The 19,043-nt window shown below is 66.8% G+C and carries 14 protein-coding genes, 1 tRNA gene, 1 other RNA gene and 1 pseudogene; 11 read left to right on the forward strand and 6 right to left on the reverse strand.

The window, feature by feature from the left end:
* Positions 1–1,408 (reverse strand): DNA polymerase III subunit gamma and tau (locus AOK01_RS23455; RefSeq protein ID WP_213862142.1); only part of this gene is annotated, 1,408 nt, incomplete at its 3' end.
* A gap of 108 nt (positions 1,409–1,516) precedes the next feature.
* Positions 1,517–1,615: signal recognition particle sRNA small type (gene ffs / locus AOK01_RS40360), an RNA gene on the reverse strand.
* 71 nt (positions 1,616–1,686) lie between these two features.
* Between ffs and AOK01_RS23460 the strand changes: the two genes are divergently transcribed.
* A tRNA-Ser gene (locus AOK01_RS23460) sits at positions 1,687–1,774 on the forward strand.
* Positions 1,775–1,853: 79 nt separating this feature from the next.
* Here the strand turns inward: AOK01_RS23460 and AOK01_RS23465 are convergent.
* A pseudogene (locus AOK01_RS23465) lies at positions 1,854–3,111 on the reverse strand (tyrosine-type recombinase/integrase).
* A gap of 102 nt (positions 3,112–3,213) precedes the next feature.
* Between AOK01_RS23465 and AOK01_RS23470 the strand changes: the two are divergent.
* Together AOK01_RS23470 and AOK01_RS43680 are read left to right on the forward strand one after the other, a co-directional pair.
* The gene (locus AOK01_RS23470; RefSeq protein WP_079103684.1) at positions 3,214–3,942 is read left to right on the forward strand and encodes a protein phosphatase 2C domain-containing protein; all 729 of its coding nucleotides are present in this window, start codon (positions 3,214–3,216) and stop codon (positions 3,940–3,942) included.
* Positions 3,943–4,251: 309 nt separating this feature from the next.
* Complete coding sequence (locus tag AOK01_RS43680; protein WP_157871449.1) at positions 4,252–4,761, forward strand: hypothetical protein; 510 nt, start codon at positions 4,252–4,254, stop codon at positions 4,759–4,761.
* 310 nt (positions 4,762–5,071) lie between these two features.
* Here AOK01_RS43680 and AOK01_RS41555 read toward each other — a convergent pair whose 3' ends face one another.
* On the reverse strand, positions 5,072–6,130 hold the full coding sequence (locus AOK01_RS41555; protein WP_157871451.1) for a GTP pyrophosphokinase: 1,059 nt from the start codon (positions 6,128–6,130) through the stop codon (positions 5,072–5,074).
* Between the two features lie 533 nt (positions 6,131–6,663).
* On the opposite strand from AOK01_RS41555, the gene AOK01_RS23475 reads away from it, so the two are divergent.
* Positions 6,664–7,746, forward strand: coding sequence for a pentapeptide repeat-containing protein (locus AOK01_RS23475; RefSeq protein WP_055514871.1), 1,083 nt, complete (start codon positions 6,664–6,666; stop codon positions 7,744–7,746).
* Between the two features lie 671 nt (positions 7,747–8,417).
* Here the strand turns inward: AOK01_RS23475 and AOK01_RS23480 are convergent.
* On the reverse strand, positions 8,418–9,398 hold the full coding sequence (locus AOK01_RS23480) for an NADP-dependent oxidoreductase (RefSeq protein WP_245702379.1): 981 nt from the start codon (positions 9,396–9,398) through the stop codon (positions 8,418–8,420).
* A gap of 85 nt (positions 9,399–9,483) precedes the next feature.
* On the opposite strand from AOK01_RS23480, the gene AOK01_RS23485 reads away from it, so the two are divergent.
* Positions 9,484–10,428 carry an AraC family transcriptional regulator gene (locus tag AOK01_RS23485; RefSeq protein WP_055514873.1) on the forward strand — a complete coding sequence of 315 codons (945 nt, stop codon included), beginning with the start codon at positions 9,484–9,486 and terminating at the stop codon, positions 10,426–10,428.
* 230 nt (positions 10,429–10,658) lie between these two features.
* Here AOK01_RS23485 and AOK01_RS23490 read toward each other — a convergent pair whose 3' ends face one another.
* On the reverse strand, positions 10,659–11,969 hold the full coding sequence (locus AOK01_RS23490) for a hypothetical protein (protein ID WP_055514875.1): 1,311 nt from the start codon (positions 11,967–11,969) through the stop codon (positions 10,659–10,661).
* 492 nt (positions 11,970–12,461) lie between these two features.
* Here AOK01_RS23490 and AOK01_RS23495 point away from each other — a divergent pair, with 492 nt between their 5' ends.
* The 6 genes from AOK01_RS23495 to AOK01_RS23520 all read left to right on the forward strand — a co-directional run bounded on the left by AOK01_RS23495 (position 12,462) and on the right by AOK01_RS23520 (position 18,656).
* Positions 12,462–13,088, forward strand: a complete 627-nt coding sequence (locus AOK01_RS23495; RefSeq protein WP_055514877.1) for a SigE family RNA polymerase sigma factor — start codon at positions 12,462–12,464, stop codon at positions 13,086–13,088.
* Between the two features lie 2 nt (positions 13,089–13,090).
* Positions 13,091–13,897: a hypothetical protein gene (locus AOK01_RS23500; protein ID WP_055514879.1), complete on the forward strand. Its 807-nt coding sequence runs from the start codon at positions 13,091–13,093 to the stop codon at positions 13,895–13,897.
* 127 nt (positions 13,898–14,024) lie between these two features.
* Positions 14,025–14,990: a hypothetical protein gene (locus tag AOK01_RS23505; protein ID WP_055514881.1), complete on the forward strand. Its 966-nt coding sequence runs from the start codon at positions 14,025–14,027 to the stop codon at positions 14,988–14,990.
* Complete coding sequence (locus AOK01_RS23510) at positions 14,987–16,570, forward strand: peptidoglycan-binding protein (RefSeq protein WP_055514883.1); 1,584 nt, start codon at positions 14,987–14,989, stop codon at positions 16,568–16,570. The genes AOK01_RS23505 and AOK01_RS23510 overlap by 4 nt, the downstream gene beginning before the upstream one ends.
* Before the next feature lie 41 nt (positions 16,571–16,611).
* Positions 16,612–17,337 (forward strand): ABC transporter ATP-binding protein, encoded by a 726-nt coding sequence (locus AOK01_RS23515; protein ID WP_055514885.1) that lies wholly within the window; start codon positions 16,612–16,614, stop codon positions 17,335–17,337.
* Between the two features lie 113 nt (positions 17,338–17,450).
* Positions 17,451–18,656: an ABC transporter permease gene (locus AOK01_RS23520; RefSeq protein WP_055514887.1), complete on the forward strand. Its 1,206-nt coding sequence runs from the start codon at positions 17,451–17,453 to the stop codon at positions 18,654–18,656.
* Positions 18,657–19,043: the final 387 nt, after the last annotated feature.

Raw genomic sequence — 19,043 nt, forward strand, 5'->3', positions numbered from 1 at the left:
CTCCGCCTCCCCGCACCGCGGCGCGAGCGGCGGCGACCCCACCACCCGACGCAACAGACGAAACGGGCTGGACGGGCTGACCAGAGGAAGCCGCCCCGCCGGCAGGACCACCCACAGGACCACCGCCCTGCGCACCTATCCCCTTCCCCATTCCCATGCCCATTCCCGTGCTTGCCGCCCCCGGATGCGCGTCGGGCCCAGGCACGTACCCCATGGCAGGCGCACCGGACGCCACCGCACCCGTGAAGTTCACCCCGCGCTCCAGCCGGTCGAGCCGTGCCATGAGGGACCGCTCGTCCCCGTACGCCGTGGGCAGCAGCACGCGCGCACAGATCAGCTCAAGCTGGAGGCGGGGCGAGGTGGCGCCCCGCATCTCGGTCAGCCCGTCGTTGACGAGGTCGGCGGCGCGGCTCAGCTCGGCGGCGCCGAACACACTCGCCTGAGCCGTCATGCGCTCCACCACATCGACGGGGGCGTCGATGAGCCCCTTCTCTCCGGCGTCGGGCACGGCGGCGAGGATCACGAGGTCGCGCAGCCGCTCCAGCAGGTCGGCGACGAAGCGGCGGGGGTCGTTGCCGCCCTCGATGACCCGGTCGACCACCTCGAAGGCCGCGGCTCCGTCGCCCGCGGCGAAGGCCTCGACCACGGAGTCGAGCAGCGAGCCGTCCGTATAACCGAGGAGCGAGGTGGCCATGGCGTACGTCACACCGTCGTCGCGGGCCCCCGCGAGGAGCTGGTCCATGACGGACATGGAGTCACGTACGGACCCGGCTCCGGCCCGCACGACGAGCGGCAGGACCCCGTCCTCGACGGGCATGCCCTCGCGCCCGCAGACCTCGCCGAGGTACTTCCGCAGGGTGCCGGGCGGAACGAGCCGGAACGGGTAATGATGCGTACGCGACCGGATCGTCCCGATGACCTTCTCGGGCTCGGTGGTGGCGAAGATGAACTTGAGGTGCTCCGGCGGCTCCTCGACGACCTTCAGCAGCGCGTTGAAACCGGCCGGCGTGACCATGTGGGCCTCGTCGATGATGTAGATCTTGTACCGGCTGCTCGCGGGCCCGAAGAACGCCTTTTCTCGCAGGTCACGGGCATCGTCGACACCGCCGTGGGAGGCCGCGTCGATCTCGATGACGTCGATGGACCCTGGCCCGTTCCTCGCCAGGTCGCGGCAGGACTGGCACTCCCCGCAGGGTGTGGGCGTGGGTCCCTGCTCGCAGTTCAGACAGCGCGCGAGGATCCGCGCACTGGTCGTCTTCCCGCAGCCGCGCGGCCCGCTGAACAGGTACGCGTGATTGACCCGGTTGTTCCGCAGCGCCTGCTGCAACGGGTCGGTGACATGCTCCTGCCCGATGACCTCGGCGAACGACTCCGGGCGATAACGGCGGTACAGCGCGAGAGACGACACACATACGAGGTTATAGGCGCCCACTGACAACGGGGACCGCCCGCCGGTACCGGGTCCACCCGACCCCACCGCCACCGAGCCGCACCCGGGCTCCGCCCCACGGCCGCAAACGCAAGCGCCCCCCACGCACCCGCCAGAGCCAACCTACCCTTGCTGCCTTCCGGCCCTGGGGGAGTTCAGTCAGATAGCGCCACGTGAGGGGCTGCGCTCACAGTACCCGATCCGAGCGGGGGGAACGAGTTCGCGAGCACTCCTCAACGTCTTGTATTGTTTGCCGCGGAGGATTCGCCTAGTGGCCTAGGGCGCACGCTTGGAAAGCGTGTTGGGGGCAACCCCTCACGAGTTCGAATCTCGTATCCTCCGCCAGTGCCTCACCGGGCACGATGTCGAAGGGCCCCACCGTTCGCGGTGGGGCCCTTCGACGGTTGCAGTCTCATCTACAGTCTCAACGCGCCTCTACGAAGCCGTCCGGACTGCCTTCGTCGGCAGCCTTGGCCACCTCCCAGATGAGTCCGCCGACCCGTTGCGCCACGTCAGCCAGGATGCCGCCCGTCACGTGCTGGTAGCGGGCCGCCATCGCCGTGGACGACCACCCCATGATCTGCATCACGACTCGTTCCGGGACACCGAGGATCAGCAGGACCGTGGCAGCGGTGTGCCGGGCGTCGTGCAGCCGGCCGTCTCGCACCTTGGCGTCAGTGAGGAGCTGCTTCCGCGTCGTAGTCCGTGCTGGGGACCAGAGGCTCCCCCAGGGGCGACGTGAAGACGAAGCCGGTCTCGCGCCACTCGTTCGCGGCCAGCAGCCGCTCCCGATCCTGCTCGGTGCGGTGCAGTTCCAGCAGCCGGACCAGTTCGGCGGGCACCCCGATGACCCGGCGGCCGGCTCGTGACTTGGTGTTGGCCGTGTCCTCGTTCTTCCGGACCCGCTGTTTGCAGTACCCAGGCTTTCGGCCGCACTCTCCCCCGCACCCGTGCAGGTACTTCGGCCGCAGCCTGTTCTTCCTCACGCGAAGGATGCCGTTAGGGAGGTCGACGTCGGACCAGCGCAGTCCGAGGGCCTCCCCCTGCCGTAGCCCAAGAGCGAGAGCGATGGACCAGCGGGCACTGTTGCGGAGCTTGGCTGCCTCGGAGAGGAGTCGCTGCACTTCATCGATGTCGTACGGCTCGACTTCCTCCTCTTCGATTCTCGGAGGCACTGCGAGGATGGCCACGTTCCGGGTGATGTGGCCGCGGCGAAGCGCGTGGTTGAGCGCGGTGCGCATCGTCCGGTGTGCCTGGTGAGCAGTGGCGGCCTTGCTTCCGCTGCGCTGCATCTTCGTGTAGAGACGTTCCAGGTGCTCGGGCTCCAACTTGTCGAGTCGGTGAGCACCTACGCCAGGAACCAGATGCACCCTGACTGCTACCTCGTACCCGGCGTAGGTGTTCTCCCGCACGGACGGCCTGGCGATCTCTTCCACCCAGTGCAGCAGCCAAGCCTTGGCCGTCCACGGTCGGCCCGGCTTGCGAACCTTCCCCTCGTCGCGCTGTTTCTCCAACGCGCGAACCTTCTTGATGACCTCCCCTTCACTGACCTTGCTCATGACGTGGCGCCGGTCGGGCTTCCCGTCATCGCGGACGCCGACCGTGACGCGGCCGTGCCAGTAGCCGTCTTTGCCGAAGTAGATGGACGATGCGCCGTCAGGGCGCTTGGCGCGCTTGGCCATGGGACTCCTTACGCGACTGCGTTCGTGGACTGCGACTGCATGCGCTGAGCGAGGTAGTCACCCAACGAAGATTGGGTCGTCGGCACACCAGCTCTTGCCGTTGTGCTGGACGGGCTCAGCACTGCGGGTCTGGACACGGGATGCCGCCACGGCGTTCCGTGGTACGTCGCACACCTAGGCAGTCAGCTCGTGGCCGCACTGGCGGATCCGGAGTGCTCACTATCGACCGGCTTGGCCAATGCCCTCGAACGCGTGGCGGCCAAGCACCCCGAATGCGACTTGGCGAATCCAGAAACCCCATCTGCAACGGTGGCTATCCTCCGGCAGCGCGAAGGCTTCTTGGATCACCTCGTCCTGGCTGACTCCCCGATCGTGCTCGAAAACCGCCAAGACTTCTCCGTGATCACTGACCTACGCGTGAAGGAAATCCTTCCGGAGTTGAAGGAAGAAGTCGGGCGTTACGAAACCCATACGGCAGAGCACAAAGAGGCTCTGCGTCGCCTGGTACTCGCGCAACGGCAGACCCGCAACACGGCAACTGGGTACTGGGTCGCGGCTTCAGGGCCCGAAGCCACGGAACATGCGCTGACCGGCAGCAATCCCGCTGAGGATCTACGCGCCGCCGCGCTCTTGTCCGATGGCGCGGCATGCCTCGTGACGGACTACGCAATGGCGACCTGGCCCGAGGTCTTCAGAACGCTCCGCGCAGGGGGGCCGCGAGAGTTGATCGACGCGGTTCGCAAGGTGGAGGCTACAGACCCCCATGGGCAGCGGTGGCCACGCTATAAGTCTGGGGACGACGCTTCCGTCGCCTTCTGCGAGTGGGGATAATGCCTGTTCAGCGCTAAGGCACTACGCTTCTATATCAGTGATGCCAGAGTAAATCCCGGTCAGAGATGTTGTGCCGTGTCAACCTCCGCGGCCCGCTACCATCAAAGGATGGGTGGAACAAGGCGTGATGAATTCTCCGCACGGACGAAGACTTCTCTAGCGGCCCGAGCCGGTCATCGATGTAGCAACCTGACTTGCCGACGGCTGACTACTCGACCGGCTTGGCAGAATACAGAAGAAGCACTCAATTTGGGCGAAGCGGCTCATATTTATGCTGCCAGCCCTAGAGGGCCTAGGTATAACGCATCAATGACGCCACATGAACGAAAATCGATCCAGAATGGCGTCTGGCTATGTAAGACCTGCGCGAAAATCATCGATGCCGAGGAAGCCGCATATCCGCCGGAAACGCTAAGGGTATGGAAACAGCATGCGGAAGCAGGTGCCGTGAGAGACTCGGCAGCGGCGGTCGATCAAACAGGACTCCTGCTTGCAGATATTGTCGCCGCGCGCGAGTTGCTTCTTTCATTTTGTGAAGCCTGGCAGCGCAACGAGCCGAGCATGAGTTTCGAAATCCCATTCGCTGTGCGCACCGAGAACTCTCTTAAGTACTCAAGTGATCGAGTGAACGCCTACCATAGAGAGATTGAACCACACATAGCAAGGGTCTTGGTGATCGCTCGACATATTCTAGGGTCCAGCCATCAGGCTATTGTGGACCTAGAGTCAGAGTCTACCGACGCGCATGTGAATTATATTGAAATGCGTGAATGCGCTAGAAATCTGCAACAATTGCATAGTATTTTGGAGTTGCGGTGAGAAAGGTTGGGTGGCCTGACAGGGGAAGGGCCGCGGTCAGGTGGCACACGCGCTCCTGGCCTTGACATCAACGACGGTGCACGCTGGCGTACAACCTGACGCTCATGCCGGATTTTGAGCGCGTAGATACTCATGTCGTGCCGACTTGGCGGGTGCTGGCATCCGGCTGCACTCTCCCACGGATCAAAGAGTCGCCAAGCAGCACCATCGCGGACTACGGTTCGCGGCTCGTGACAATTGTCCAGTCTCAACGGCAGTCTCATCCGTGGAAGTTCACGCTCGTTCAGAGCCGCATCAACAGAGCGCCTATTTAGGGAGCGATACTTTTGGCTTTTTCGAAATGCTCAAGATGGGAGGCATACAGGTCACCCCATGCGTCAGTTTCTGCCTTTTTCAGGACCAAAAAGAGCTGAAGCACTAGATCCTCGGGTGATGTGAAACCGTTATCCTCGTGGTCCTCGTCGTTTAGGGCCGCGAGTATTTGAGGCACGCGATCAGTCGATTTCTTTAGCACGTTCACAAGCGTGCTCAAGTTATCGATGGAATAGGAATCTAGAGTCGACGCTAGGCGAGTTCTATCGGACTCGGCCTGGTCGCGCTCTTCCATGTATGGGTATCCCGCCGTCTGGGCCATACTTAGTAGATCTTGGATTAGGGGATCGACTGATATCCATGCGGACAGAGAGTTCGCGTTGACGTCTATGTCGTAGTCCCCGCTGACAACGACCCTTGCGTAGTCTTCTGAGATCTGTCGACTTTCCTCTCTTATGTTCGAGAACTCCTCGTCGGCGAGTTCGAAGAGCGCGCTTAGCCGGAAAAGCCTACGCCGCAACCCCCTGGGCACCTCGTGAGGTTTCTTGTAGTCGATTTTGTGATTCACAGCCGCCCAGGCATGCTGCAAGGCGGTGCGGATTTGGATCTCTGCTCGATAGTTCGCGAAAGCTCGCCACTCAGGCAAGGTTTTCCGGGAGTCCGCTAGCTCGAATATGAGGTGAAACGATGCATAGCCGAACTGGTCGTCAGCTAGTTCGGATGCTTTGTCTCCGCTATGTTCTTCAATGACGTTGAATTCATCAGCAATTAGATCCGCTACCTTATCTACATCTTCCATGTAGTAGGTGATTACGCGCAGGCCTACGAGGTCAGTTACTTCGGCGAGCGGGTCTACATACTTCCCCTTTTTTCGTTTCAGCTTCTCTGAAAAGCTTGCCACGTCTTTCGCTCTACCGTCGATCTGGACTATGTCAACTCCTGCTGATTGGATGATCTCTCCGATCAGCGCCTGAATTTTATTGCAGTATGCGGTATAATTATGGTGTAGGCGCCTGTAGGAATCGGTCCAATCTTCCTGGCTTTTACTGCTTTCCATTTGTGTCTCCATTGAGAGATCTCGGGGGTTCCAGGATCTCAGACATGAGACGGATGTGGTGCTAAATTGGTAAATTCCGTGTGGGTACAACGCTCGGAACCGCTGTAGGGGCGGCATCAACATCGACGCATGCCACCCGAGCGCACACCGATCATTGAGATGAGTAACTAGCTCAGCCGACGGCGCGGCACCTACCTCAGGGGTGCACCACCTACGGATCAGGCGCTAGTGGGCCATGCATGGGCCACAACACTGTGAGGGCCAAGTCAACTCAGGTTTATGCCAGGTCAGAGTCCATCAGGGACCCTGACGCGCGGCGGCCTTGAAACCCGCTACTGCCTTAGCCTGGTCCTCCTCAGGCCTGAACCGTGCCTCGAACGAGCCAAAACCCACCAAGGCTTTTCCTCAAGCTGCTGACCCAGGCTGTCGTCAGGCTCCATGCTCCTGACGTGGCATTCTCACTGCGGCACAGACAGCAGGCCCCACGGGGCCGGTACACCCCGAACCTCTTGCCTGTTTGGCTCGTGGCACCTGTGACCCTGGTGGCCGCCGGTGCACTCGGCTGGGGTATCTACCATTACGCCTATGAGCACTTCGCGCAGAGGGCTGCCGACCAGAAGCCCTCCAAGCCGGTCAACATTAACGACGTCCTCACAGCGACCGTCACCGCGCTGACCCTGATCGGTGCCGTCCTCGCCGGTCTCTACGCCTACCGCAAACAGCTCCTCGCCGAAGGCGACGCACATCGCGCAGAAGCAAGCCAGCTCGCCGACCGCTATACCACCGCCGCTGAACAGCTCGGCCACGACCAGGCCGCCGTGCGCCTCGCCGGCGTCTACGCGCTCGCGCGCCTCGCCGATGACTGGGCAGAACAACGCCAGGTCTGCATCGATGTCCTATGCGCCTACCTGCGCATGCCCTACGAACCCGACGCATCAGGCACCAGCCACCGGGTGGGGGAACGGGAAGTCCGGCAGACCATCATTCGCGTCATCCGAGACCACCTACACCAGCTGGACGCCCCCACCACTTGGTGCTCGTACGACTTCGATTTCACCGGTGCGACCTTCGACGGTGGCGACTTCTCAAGAATCCACTTCCTTGGCAGAGTCGCCTTCGACCGGGCGGAGTTCAGCGGCGACGCAATCACCTTTTATGGCACAGTTTTCAGCAGAGGTGTGGTCACCTTCGCTGACGCAGAGTTCAGCAGCGGCACCGTGGTCAACTTCGCCAACGTGGAGTTCAACAAAGGCGTCGTCTCCTTCGAGTACGCGAAGTTCAACGGCAGCTTGGTCACCTTCAATTACGCAGCGTTCAACGGCGTCGTTTCCTTCGTCGGTGCCGAGTTCAGCGGGGGTACAGTCACTTTCGTCCGCGCGGAGTTCAACAACGGCGCGGTCGGATTCCACCGCACGGCGCTGACCAGCGGCTCGATCTGCTTCGATGGCGCGAGGTTCCTTGGCGGCACGGTCGATTTCAATGGCGCGACCCTCAGCGGCGGCACGATCACCTTCCACGGCGCGACCCTCAGCGGCGGCACAGTGGGCTTCGACGGCACAAGGTTCAGCGGGACCACGTTCGACTGGGGCCCTTTGCCCGTCCCGACGAGTGCCTAACTGCTTGCATCCCCAGCACCCGCACTGCTGGACGAACTCAGGGCGATCTCAGTCAGAGGGCGCGCATCAGTCTCAACGACAGTCTCATCCGTGGAAGTTCGCTCTCGTCCGCGACCGTGCTGACAGACGACACCACACGGGATCTGAACGGGCCTGAACTACCAGGAACGGACACCAGCAGAGTTGGAAAGCGTGTTGGGGGCAACCCCTCACGAGTTCGAATCTCGTATCCTCCGCCAGTGCCTCACCGGGCACGATGTCGAAGGGCCCCACCGTTCGCGGTGGGGCCCTTCTTCGTGCCGTGGTTGCAGTTTTGGTTGCAGTTGCGCGGGGCGGACCGCTCTTGGTCTCAACAGACAGGCTTGGGTGTAGCTCTTTTCGAGGGACAGGCTGAGCTGCGCATGTGCCGGTTCGACTCGACTGCCGGTCGTGGAGATCCTGCCGGAATTCCGCAGGTCACGCTCGGCTCCGCATGAAGGTCGACAGCGTAGAGGACGCAGGTCGCCGCGCCGACCCCCTGGTGGCCGAGTCGATCACTTGGGAGCACCCCGATCCGCAGGTCACGCAGGTGAGCCGTCCCTCGAAAGGAGCTACACCCTTTCCCCTTCGCCGAGGCCATTCTCAACAGGCCCACCCAGCACCCCGGGAGCGAGGGTGCGCGGCTTCACTGCTCAGACAGTTACGACGATCTTGCCGAGCGGGTGCCTGCGGGCATAGTCGATTGCCGCTTCGACACCGTCGTCGAGTGAGTATCGGCGGGCGATCGGGGTGGAGAGTCGGCCCGCGGTTGCGGCCTCGGCCACGGCCCATGCGCCGTTGGTCTCATCGCCCATGTGCATCACGAAGGCCAGTTTCACGTCGTCGCGTTCCAGTTGTCGAGGCTCCGGCGGGGGGAAGACGATCGAGATCAGCCGGCCGCCCGGGCGCAGGCTGCGCGCCGCCGCGGGCAGGCCGTCGGCGAAGAGCGCAAGGTTGAGCACGACGTCGACGCCGGTGGGGTAATCGTCGTAGCCGACCGTGTGGTGGGCACCTAGGCTGCGTAGCAGGTCAGCGGCCTCGGTCGTGCGGGCGGTGGCCGTAATCTCGGCGCCGGCCGTGGCAAGGTTCGGGATCAGTGTCAGACCGACCGCGCCGGTGGCCCCGATGACGAGGACGGACTCGCCGGGGCTGATGTCCGCGGTGTCCATGATGGCCAGTGTGGTGCCACCGGCGATCAGCAGGGACGCGGCCTGCTCTGCGCCGAGGGCGGCCGGGCGGTGGCCCAGTGCAGGCGTGTCCGCCTCGAAGACCGCGTAGTCGGCGAGGGCGCCGGTGCTCAGTGACGGTCGTACAGGATCGGCGGCGGAGCGCAGCTGACGGGGCAGAGCCAGGCCGAAGATCTCGTCACCCACATGGAAGCGGGTGACGTCCGGCCCGGCTTCGGTGACGGTGCCCGCGAACTCGTTGCCGAGTGTGTAGGGGAACTGCAGGTCGACCAGGTCGCGATAGCCGCCGGTGATGACGCGCAGATCGGTGGGGTTGATCGACGAGGCGGCGATCTTCACCAGGATCTGGCCGGGGCCGGGGCGTGGGATGGCGAGCTCGGCGATCGTGAGTTGCTCGGGATCTCCGTAGCCGGTCGCGACGAGTGCCCGCATGGTGTCGGTTGTCACGACTTCACCGTATGGAGCACCCGATGAGCGGTCGATGCTTCAATAGCTCCTCTTCTTGATTGTTTGCGTCATCTAACATGAGTGCATGGATCTTGTCGCGGACGTATTGGAGATCTCCGGCGTGCGGGGCACAATCGGCGCACGGATCGAGGCAGGCGGGAGCTGGTCGATTCCGGTGACGGAATGCACTGCGGCAGTCCTGCACGTGATCACCGCCGGCAGCGCCTGGCTTGAGATCAAACACTCGTCACCGCAGAGCCTGGAGCTGGCGGTGGGCGACGTCGTGCTCATGCCGGACGGGCCGTCGCACATGCTTGGCAGCGCGCCGGGGACGGGTGCTCCGGTAGCCGATCCGGCGATGGCGGCCCGGGCGCTTGAGACAGGTGAGGTGATTCGCCTGGGGTCACAGCCCGCCCGCACCCGCATCCTGACCATCAGCTACGACTGCGACCACACCGTGCGGACCCAGGTCCTCGGCGCGCTGCCGGAGGTGGTGCATATTCGCGGGGACCAGGGCGAGCCCGGCTTCGACGACACCGTCCGGATGATCGGGCGAGAACTGAGCCGCCCACTGATAGCGGGGAGGGCGGTGCTGAACAGCCTGGTCGACGTCCTGCTCGTGCAACTCATGCGCGCCTGGCTGCCTACCCGGTCCGGACACCGTGGCACCTGGCTCGGAGTGCTCGAAGACCCGCTGGTGCGCAGCGCGATGGAACATGTGCACGCTGAGCCGGCACGGCCGTGGACCACCACGACGCTGGCTTCCGCTCTCGGCGTTTCCCGGGCGACCCTGTCCCGCCGGTTCCCGGCAGCCATCGGGCAGAGCCCGGCCACCTACCTGACACAGTGGCGTATGGACCTGGCAGCGGTTCGCCTACGCAAGACCCGAGACCCGGTCGAGTCGATCGCCGCAGCAGTCGGCTATCAATCGGCCCCTGCCTTCCACAGGGCTTTCGCCCGTTCCCACGGTGTGACACCTGGGCGATACCGCGCCGCGCGACGCGAGGACAGTGGTCGAGAACGGGTGTAGCTCCTTGGGTGCGGCTCTGCCTGAGTGAGCTGGTGATGCCGTGCGCCGTTGCCGTGCGTGCGCTTCACCGGCTTGGCCGCCCGACATCCCACGACGACTCGGCCGCGCGGATCCGATTCCGTTGGCCCTACGACGTCCGGTACGCAGGGTGGTATGGGGCCGGTGTCCTCCGGGACAGCAACCCCACACCGTTGTGACGGGCTCGGGCAAACTGCGCCTGCGCGGCCTGGTCAGCCGACGAACTCGACCATGACGGTCGCCGTACCGGGCACATGCCGGGCGTCGCCCGCGTAGGTGACCGTGTACTGGGGGTACGTGTTCCAGTCGGGCGGGGTGTCGTTGAAGCTGAAGGTTCCGTCCCGTCCGACCTTCACATCCGGCAGCTCCACGCCGTTGCGCGTCACCGCGACCGCTCTGCGCTTGGGGAAGGGGACCAGCGAGGTCAGTTTTCCCGTCACGGTGACCGGCGTGCCCACGGGGTTCGTCGGCGGAGCGGACAGAGTGATCGTGCTGGATGCCTTGGCGACGTCGGTGACGATGTCGAGAACGACCTCGCCCGAGTAAGGGAAGCGGGTGGTGAACAGCCTGTTGCCGTCGGGCGCCCAGGCCACGCCTCGGTCGAGCAGATCCGCATACCCCGGCGACAACGCGACCGTGCGGTACGCGGCGGTCTCTCCCGGACGGTAGACATAGACGTCCCACTCCCCTCCCGCCACGACCCCCGCGGCGACCGTGCCGTGGGAGTCGACAGCGACGGAGTTGGGGTAGGGGCCGGTGTCGTACTGGGCCTCCTCCGTCAGGTCCGACAGGCGCCACCGCTGATGGTAGTAGTTGGAGCCGTTCGCGGTGATGACACTGCTGCCGTCCGGCGTCACCGCCACGTCCTCGACATCGGCGACGGCGTCGCTGTAGGCGGTCTCCTGAAGCGTGCCGGAGCCCACGTCGTACACGCGCATGCCCAGCGCCCCCTGGCTCTCCGCGGCGACGAGCCGGTCGGGCGCGCCCGACGACGAGGCGAGTCGCGGCTTGCCGTACCAGACAGGGTTGTCGTCGAGGCTGACGGTCGGGGTCGCCTCGGCGATGGCGACCGACCCGATGCCGGCGTCGAAGACGGTGGCCTGGTAGCCGAAGAACAGCCGGCCGCCGGCGAGGGCGAGGCTCTCCGGTTCGGTGTCGGCCCCGGTTGAGATGCGCCGCGTCTCGGTCATGGTCGCGGTGTCGATGACGGAGATCGCGTCAGCGTCCGGGAGTGCCACGTACAGGGTGGACTCGTCGGCCGACTCGGTCATGCCCCGCGCCCCGTCGAGACCCTCCACCTTCTTCACGACCTGCCCGTCGTGGTCGGTGGCCAGTACCGCGTCGTCGCCGGGCGCGCTGACGTACACATGCCGGCTGTCGGCGAGGGTCTGCCAGTGCGACCGCACGGGCAGGACGATGCCGCCCTGGGTCTGTGCCGCTGCCGTGCCGGGAACGCCGAGCAGATGCAACGACGCGGTAGCCAGGATCAGCGCGGCACCCGCCGCACGTCTTCGTATACGCACCTTGGAAGCTCCTTCGAGAACGGATCCGGCCGCACGGGCGGGGGCCGGCGGAGCAACTGTAGTAATCCGCACTGACATTGGGCCCGCAGGATGATCGCGTGCGGAGTGCGCCTCAGGCCACGGACTCGCTGCAGCCTTCGTCATCCGACCCCGCACATGATCGACCGGACACGTCCTGGGCCGTCATCCGACGACCGTCCTCAGCCAGTCGCCGGTGGCTCCCAGAGAGTGTCTCCATGCCTCCAAAATGTCCCCGACTTGCTGCGCCACCTTCCGGAGCATGGGCACCGGCGGCGGCGCGGCGTCAGGTGGGAAATTTCCGCTTCGAGGGCGCGTCTGTGGCTTCCTGGACACAGGGTCCGCCGCCACGACGTCCACATGGCTTCTCGAAACTTCTCGTACTGGTGACAACCTCCCGTGCGGCCCAGCACGTCAGTACGGCATGAAGTACTTCTCACCGCGCGCCGTTGCGGTGCCGGGTGGAGGCGGTCTGTGATCCGGACACCGGACGAACAGGATGTCTCCGAGGTCGGCGACGGCGACGGCGACGGCGACGGCGGCATCGCCACCGAATTCATCGAGTTCGACGAGTTCGCGCGCAGCCGCCAGGCGCAGTTGCGCCGTGCCGCGTATCTGCTGTGCGGTGACTGGCACTTGGCCGAGGATCTGACGCAGACGGCGCTGGCGAAGCTGTACGCGGTGTGGCGCAAGGTACGGATGGAGTCCGCCGACAGTTACGCCCGCAAGGTGTTGTTCCGTACGTTCGTGGACGAGACCCGGCGGCGGCGCTGGTGGGAGCGGCCCGGTGCCCACCAGTACGAGGTGGCGGCCCCGGTACTGGACCCCGATCTGCGGCTGGTGCTGCTGGCCGCCCTGCGGCAGGTGCCCGCGCGCAGCCGGGCGGTGCTGGTCCTGCGGTTCTGGGAGGACCAGAGCGTGGAGGAGACCGCGGCGGCGCTGGGCTGCAGCACCGGCACCGTGAAGAGCCAGACCTCCCGGGGGCTGGCGACCCTGCGCCGCATCCTGGGCGACCGGGCGTCGACGGTACTGCCCGTGAGCGGGGCCCGCGCCGGTACGGGCGGGGAATCCGGGCCCGGTTATCTGAAGGCGGGGTGGTGAGCATGGCGGGCAGACATGGCGGTGGCGAGGACGGGTTCGCCCTGGCCGAGGCGCTCGGCGAGGCGCTGGGCGGGCCGGATGCCGGTCCGGAGCCGCCGATGCCGGATCTGGTGCCGGGCGCGATCGTGCAGGGTACGCGGATCAGGCGGCGACGCCGGATCCGTGCTGCCCTGGGCAGCGCGGCCATGGCGGCGGTGGTGGCGGTCGGCGCGTACGGGGCGTACGGGGTGTTCGCGCCGACGCCGGAGACCCGGCGCTCGCTGCCGGCCGTGGAACCGACGGTCTGGTATCCGTCGCTGCAGCTGCTGCGGTCGATCGTCCCGGCGTCGACCGGCACGGTCGACGCCGCGCAGCCGCAGCACTCGCGGCGCCCGGCAACGTACTTCCGGCTGACCGACCCCAAGAGCGGGCTGGTGAGCGACCTGTACGTGTCGGTGGCGCGGTCCGCCACCGGGACTTCCCTGCTTCCGCCCGGTCCCTCGGGATGCCGGGACGGTCACGGCCCCCAGCTCACCACTCCATGGGGCGGCCACCCGGTCAAATGCTTCGTCAGCCGGACGAAGTCGGGAGACCGTGTGCTGGGCTACTACGTGGACGAGACGTCCTTGCCCGCTCGCGTGGACCCGGGCGATTCGTACGCGTTCGGCATTACCTATGTGACAACCGGCGGCTGGGCGGTCCAAGTAATCATGGACGCCCCCGCTGAAAACGGCCAGAACCACGTGGCCACGACCTCGGACTGGTCCGTGCTGACCGACCTGGCCACCGACCCCCGGATCTTCGACGCCGTCGAGGAGACCGGCCGTTGACGACCCACGGACGACGACCCACTGCAGGCCCACTGCAGGCCCACTGCAGGCCCACTGACGACCTCCTGACGGCCCACTGACGACCTTCTGACGACAACCCGCACTACACCCCGAATGGATGTGTGGCATGGACATGCCTAAAACCGCTCTACGCAACTCCCTGGTCGCAGCTGTGGCCGTCGCCGTGCTGCCGCTGCTCAGCGGATGCGGAGGTTCGGGTGACTCGGCCGGTTCCGACGCCGGTTCGGGTTCCACGGCCGGCGGCGGTACGAAGACCGTCGACGGCGCCGCCCAACTCACCGTCCCGGACGGCACGGACGACGCGACCAAGAAGATGTACATCGAGGAGAACGCCATCGCGGCCTGCATGAAGAAGCAGGGTTTCACCTACACCCCGCATGTGGCGACTCCGCAGGCCGCCGGCTCCTTCGACTCGGTCGACGGGCAGGACTACGCGCTGGCGAAGAAGACGCGGCAGAAGTACGGCTTCGGCACCTACGCGGCCGCCGCCTACCCCGACGACCCGAACGCCCCCGGCGCCAACACCAAGGGAAAGCAGAACGGGAAGGTCATCACCCCCGACGACGGGGACGAGAAGGGATTCACCGCTGCCCAGCAGAAGAGCTACGACGAAGCGCTGAACGGCATCCGGCCCACGACCGGGACGAAGACGGAGAGGGAGCAGTTCGGCGGGTGCACCGCCGAGGGCAGGGCCAAGGCATACGGACCGGAACTGAGCATCGAGGACCAGAAGAAGGAGCAGGCCGACAAGGAGGACAAGAACCGTGCGAACGGGCTGGAGCTCAACGGCGATCCCCAGCTGGTGCAGCTCGCGCAGGAGTACGCCGACTGCCTGAAGGCGCAGGGCATCGCGGTCTCCACCACCCAGCCGACCGGCATGTTCGACATGGTGCGGATCGACCTCACCGAAGCACTGCCGGAGAACAGGCCGACGCTGACCCAGGCGGAGGCGATGCCTCTGCTCACCAAGGACATCGCCATCGCCATGAAGGACCTGGAGTGCGGCAAGAAGTTCCGGGCCGCGTACTTCCCCAAGGAGAAGGCCCACCCGTACTGGGGTGCCGGCGCGTGAAACACCTCAGCGGACGCAAGCAGCTGGGCGCGCTGGTCGGCGTGGTGGTCCTGGTGGGCGCGGGCGGCTGGGTGGCCGGTACTCAGGTCCATTCCCCCGCCGATGCCGCCGCCGCGCGCGACGCGCCGAAGGCCGGCCCGGTGACCGTCGGGGTCCAGCGGCAGTCTCTCGTCGCGACCGTGGTGGCGAACGGCTCCATCGAGTTCGCCTCGCCCCAGCCACTCTCACTGGCCGGCCCCGTGGGCACCGGATCATCCGGGGGCGCGGCGGCCGGCGAAGGTACGGAGCAGCGGGTCACCAAGGCACCGGTCGCCGGTGCCAGGATCAAGGAGGGCGATGTTCTGATGGCGGTCAACGGCCGCCCCGTACTCGCGCTGAGCGGCCGGGTCCCGATGTACCGCGCGCTGGGCCCCGGCGCCTCCGGCGACGATGTGAAACAGCTCCAACGAGCGCTGCGACGGCTCGGTTTCGAGCCCGGCGCGATCAGCGGCGACTACGGCCAGGGCACCGCGGCGGCGGTCACCCAGTGGTACGCGAACAAGGGATACCAGGCGCAGCAGCCGAGCCCGGACGAACAGCAGCAGCTGGGCGAGCTGCAGCAGTCGGTGTCCTCCGCCCAGGAGACGCTCCTCACGATGACCGGCAGCGGCAGCACCGGCAGCACCGGCGGGACGGGAGCCGCCCCCAAGACCGACACCGACACCGACAGCGGCGGCAGCGGCAGCGGCAGCGGCACGGACTCACGTACGGAAGCCGGCGCGAGCACCCCGGCGGCGGAATCCGGCAACGCCAAGGAGATCCGGAAGCTCCAGCTGAAGTCCGCCCAGAAGGCGCTGGACATGGCGAACGCCGCCCTCAGCACCTATCAGACCACTTACGGAACCAAGGTTCCGGCCGGTGAGGCCGTGTTCTTCCCGAAGCTGCCCGTACGACTGGACAAGGTGACGGTGAAGACCGGGGATGTCCCGGCCGGCCAGATCGGCACCGTCACCGGGTCCGAGGTGGTGGTCCAGACGGTCGTGCCCGGTTCGGACGGCGAACTGCTCAAGAAGGGCATGGCCGTCGAGCTGGCGACGGCGGGGGGCGAGAAGGCCCGGGGCACCGTCTCCGCGCTCGGCGCCGACGCCGCGCCCTCGACGGCGGAAGGCGACGGCGAGCAGTCCGCGGGGGAGGGGTCAGGGGGCTCCGAATCGGAATCCGGTGCCGAACCCGGTGCCGAACCCGGCGCCGAATCCGGCACCGAACCCGCCGACGCCACCAACACAGCCCCGGCGGCCGGCGACCCCTCGGCCCCGGTCCCGCTGCGGATCTCCGTACCCGACCCCGGCCCGCTGGCCGGTCAGGCCGGGGCTGCGGTGAAGGTGACCATCAAGATCGGCGCCTCGGACGGCAAGGTGCTGACCGTGCCGCTCGCCGCGATACGGACCTCGGCCGACGGAAAGGCCCGGGTGCAGGTGCGGCGCGACTCCGGCGTCAGCGACGTACGGGTCACCGTCGGGCTGTCCGCGGCCGGCCTCGTCGAGGTGAAGCCGGCCGGCGGCGCACTGAAGCAGGGCGACAACGTGGTGGTGGGCAAGTGAGTCCCATGACTCCCGTAACTCCCGTAACGCCCAAGACTCCGATGACTTCCGTGACTTCCGTGGCTTCCGGGCCGGACGTCGTCATCGAACTCAGCGGTGTGGAGAGGACCTTCGACACCGAACCGCCCGTGCACGCCCTGCGCGGTGTCGATCTGACCGTACGGCGCGGTGAGCACCTCTCCATTGTCGGGCCCTCCGGATCCGGCAAGTCGACCCTGCTCAACACACTCGGCCTGCTCGACCGGCCCACCGCCGGCTCGTTCCGGCTCGACGGGGTGGAGACCACCGGGCTGGGCGACCTCGAACGCACCGCGCTGCGCGGCAGCCGGATCGGGTTCGTCTTCCAGTCCTTCCACCTCCTGCCCTACCGGACGGTGGACGAGAACGTCATGGTGGCCGAGGCGTACCGCAAACCACGCCCCGGACACGAACGCGGCACCCGTCTTGACCGTGCCCGCCAGGCGCTGGAGCGGGTCGGGGTGGGGCACCGGTCGGGCTTCCGGCCCGACCGGCTGTCCGGCGGCGAACGCCAACGCGTCGCCATCGCACGGGCCCTGATCGGCGACCCAGCACTGCTGCTGTGCGACGAACCCACCGGCAACCTGGACAGCGAGAACACCCTCTCCGTACTGGAACTCTTCGACGACCTGTGCGCCCAGGGCATGACCCTCGTCCTGATCACCCACGACGAGGCAGTCAGCCGCCGGGCGAGCCAGCGCGTCCGCATCACCGACGGCTGCCTCACCCCCGAGGCCGAGGCCGTATGACACGCGGGAAACACCCGACGCCCGCGCCCCCGGCAACGGCCCCAGCAACGGCCCGGGCGACGGCCCGGGCAACAGCCCAGGCAACAGCCCGGGCACGCGCCGAACGCCCCCGGATGGACCCGCGGGACCTGTGGACGGAAGCACTCGCCGGCGTCCTCGCCCGCCCGATGCGATCCGCGTTGACCACCCTGGGCACGGTGCTCGGCATCACCACGCTCGTCATCACCATCGGGGTGGCCTCCACCGCGGGCAACCAGATCGTCGGCCGGTTCGACGCGCTCACCGCGACCTCGGTGACCGTGAAGGTGCCGCCGGCGCAGCCCGACTCGGCCGACACCGGGCCACTGGTGGACTGGTCGGGGACCGAAGCGGTCCGGCGGCTGGCCGGCGTGGAATCGGCCGCCGCCCTCGGGGACTCCGCCACGACCAACAGCGTCCAGGTCCGGGCCAACGACGTGAACGCACCCGGCGACACCTCCGGGCAGACCCTGGCCGTCGTCGCCGCCTCGGCCGGGCTGCCCGCCGCCGTACGCGGCACGATGACCGCGGGACGGTTCTACGACGCCGGCAACCTCGCCCGGCACGACCAGGTGGTGGTGCTCGGTGACCAGGCCGCGCGGCTGCTCGGCATCAGCCGGGTGGAGGACGCCCCCGCGGTCTTCTTCAAGGGCCAGTCGTACACGGTCATCGGCGTCCTCGGCGGCATCGAGCGGGAGCGGCGCCTGTCCACCGCCGTCATCGTCCCGCCCACCACCGGCGCGGACCGCCTCGGCCTGCGGGACGTCAGCCTCGTACTGGTCAACACCGCGCTCGGGGCGGCCGAGCAGGTGGCGCGCCAGGCACCGATCGCCCTGGCGCCCGGGCACCAGGACTCGCTCACCGTCGTGGCGCCGCCCGACCTGTCCAAGGCACGCGACGGCGTCCAGAACGACGTCAACGGCCTCTTCCTCGTCCTCGGCCTGGTCTCGCTGGTGGTGGGTGCCATCGGCATCGCCAACGTCACCCTGGTGACGGTGATGGAACGGGTCGGGGAGATCGGACTGCGGCGCGCTCTGGGCGCGTCGAGGCGACAGGTGGCCGGCCAGTTCCTGCTGGAGTCGACGACCATCGGCCTGCTCGGCGGCATCGTCGGCGCGGCCCTGGGCATCGCGGTCGTGGTGTGCGTCGCCGTCGTCAAACAGTGGACCCCGGTACTCGACCTGACCTTGGCCTTCGGCGCCCCGCTCGCCGGAGCCCTCGTCGGCCTGCTCGCCGGCCTCTATCCGTCGCTGCGCGCCGCCCGCATGGAACCGGTCGACGCGCTGCGCGCACCGTCGTAGCGCCCCGCCGGCCTCCCGGGGCATCGGCTTCGGCCGCGGGGGCATCGGTCTACCTCAACGGCCCACGCGACGACGCCCAGGACGTCGTACGCGCTCTGGAGGGCCCCTGCGGCGCGGGCGACTACCGGGCTACGGGCCCCATGTCTCCTCTTCCTCCCTGGGTGCCGTCGGACGACGCAGCGTCAAGGTGTTGAAGGCTCCCCCGCCGTGATAGGCGAGCGTGATGGTCGGAGACTCCCCCCTCGCGTGTCCAGCCCACTCCAGCCTCGGGTCCCGCGGGGTTCTTGAGTCCTGTGGGTCCCGGGAGTCCCGTGGATCTCCTCCGGTGATGCGACGGAGCGTCAGAGTCTGGGATGAGAAGGGGGAGGAGGTGGAGGAGGTGGAGGA

Source organism: Streptomyces aurantiacus (genome assembly GCF_001418335.1).
GTDB lineage: Bacteria > Actinomycetota > Actinomycetes > Streptomycetales > Streptomycetaceae > Streptomyces > Streptomyces aurantiacus.

What these genes read in the sequence shown, in the direction of transcription:
- AOK01_RS43680 (WP_157871449.1), top strand. Translation starts at nt 4,252, where the DNA reads ATGACGCCACATGAACGAAAATCGATCCAGAATGGCGTCTGGCTATGT.
- AOK01_RS41555 (WP_157871451.1), bottom strand. Translation starts at nt 6,130, where the DNA reads ATGGAAAGCAGTAAAAGCCAGGAAGATTGGACCGATTCCTACAGGCGC.
- AOK01_RS23485 (WP_055514873.1), top strand. Translation starts at nt 9,484, where the DNA reads ATGGATCTTGTCGCGGACGTATTGGAGATCTCCGGCGTGCGGGGCACA.
- AOK01_RS23500 (WP_055514879.1), top strand. Translation starts at nt 13,091, where the DNA reads ATGGCGGGCAGACATGGCGGTGGCGAGGACGGGTTCGCCCTGGCCGAG.
- AOK01_RS23505 (WP_055514881.1), top strand. Translation starts at nt 14,025, where the DNA reads ATGGACATGCCTAAAACCGCTCTACGCAACTCCCTGGTCGCAGCTGTG.
- AOK01_RS23515 (WP_055514885.1), top strand. Translation starts at nt 16,612, where the DNA reads ATGACTTCCGTGACTTCCGTGGCTTCCGGGCCGGACGTCGTCATCGAA.
- AOK01_RS23520 (WP_055514887.1), top strand. Translation starts at nt 17,451, where the DNA reads ATGGACCCGCGGGACCTGTGGACGGAAGCACTCGCCGGCGTCCTCGCC.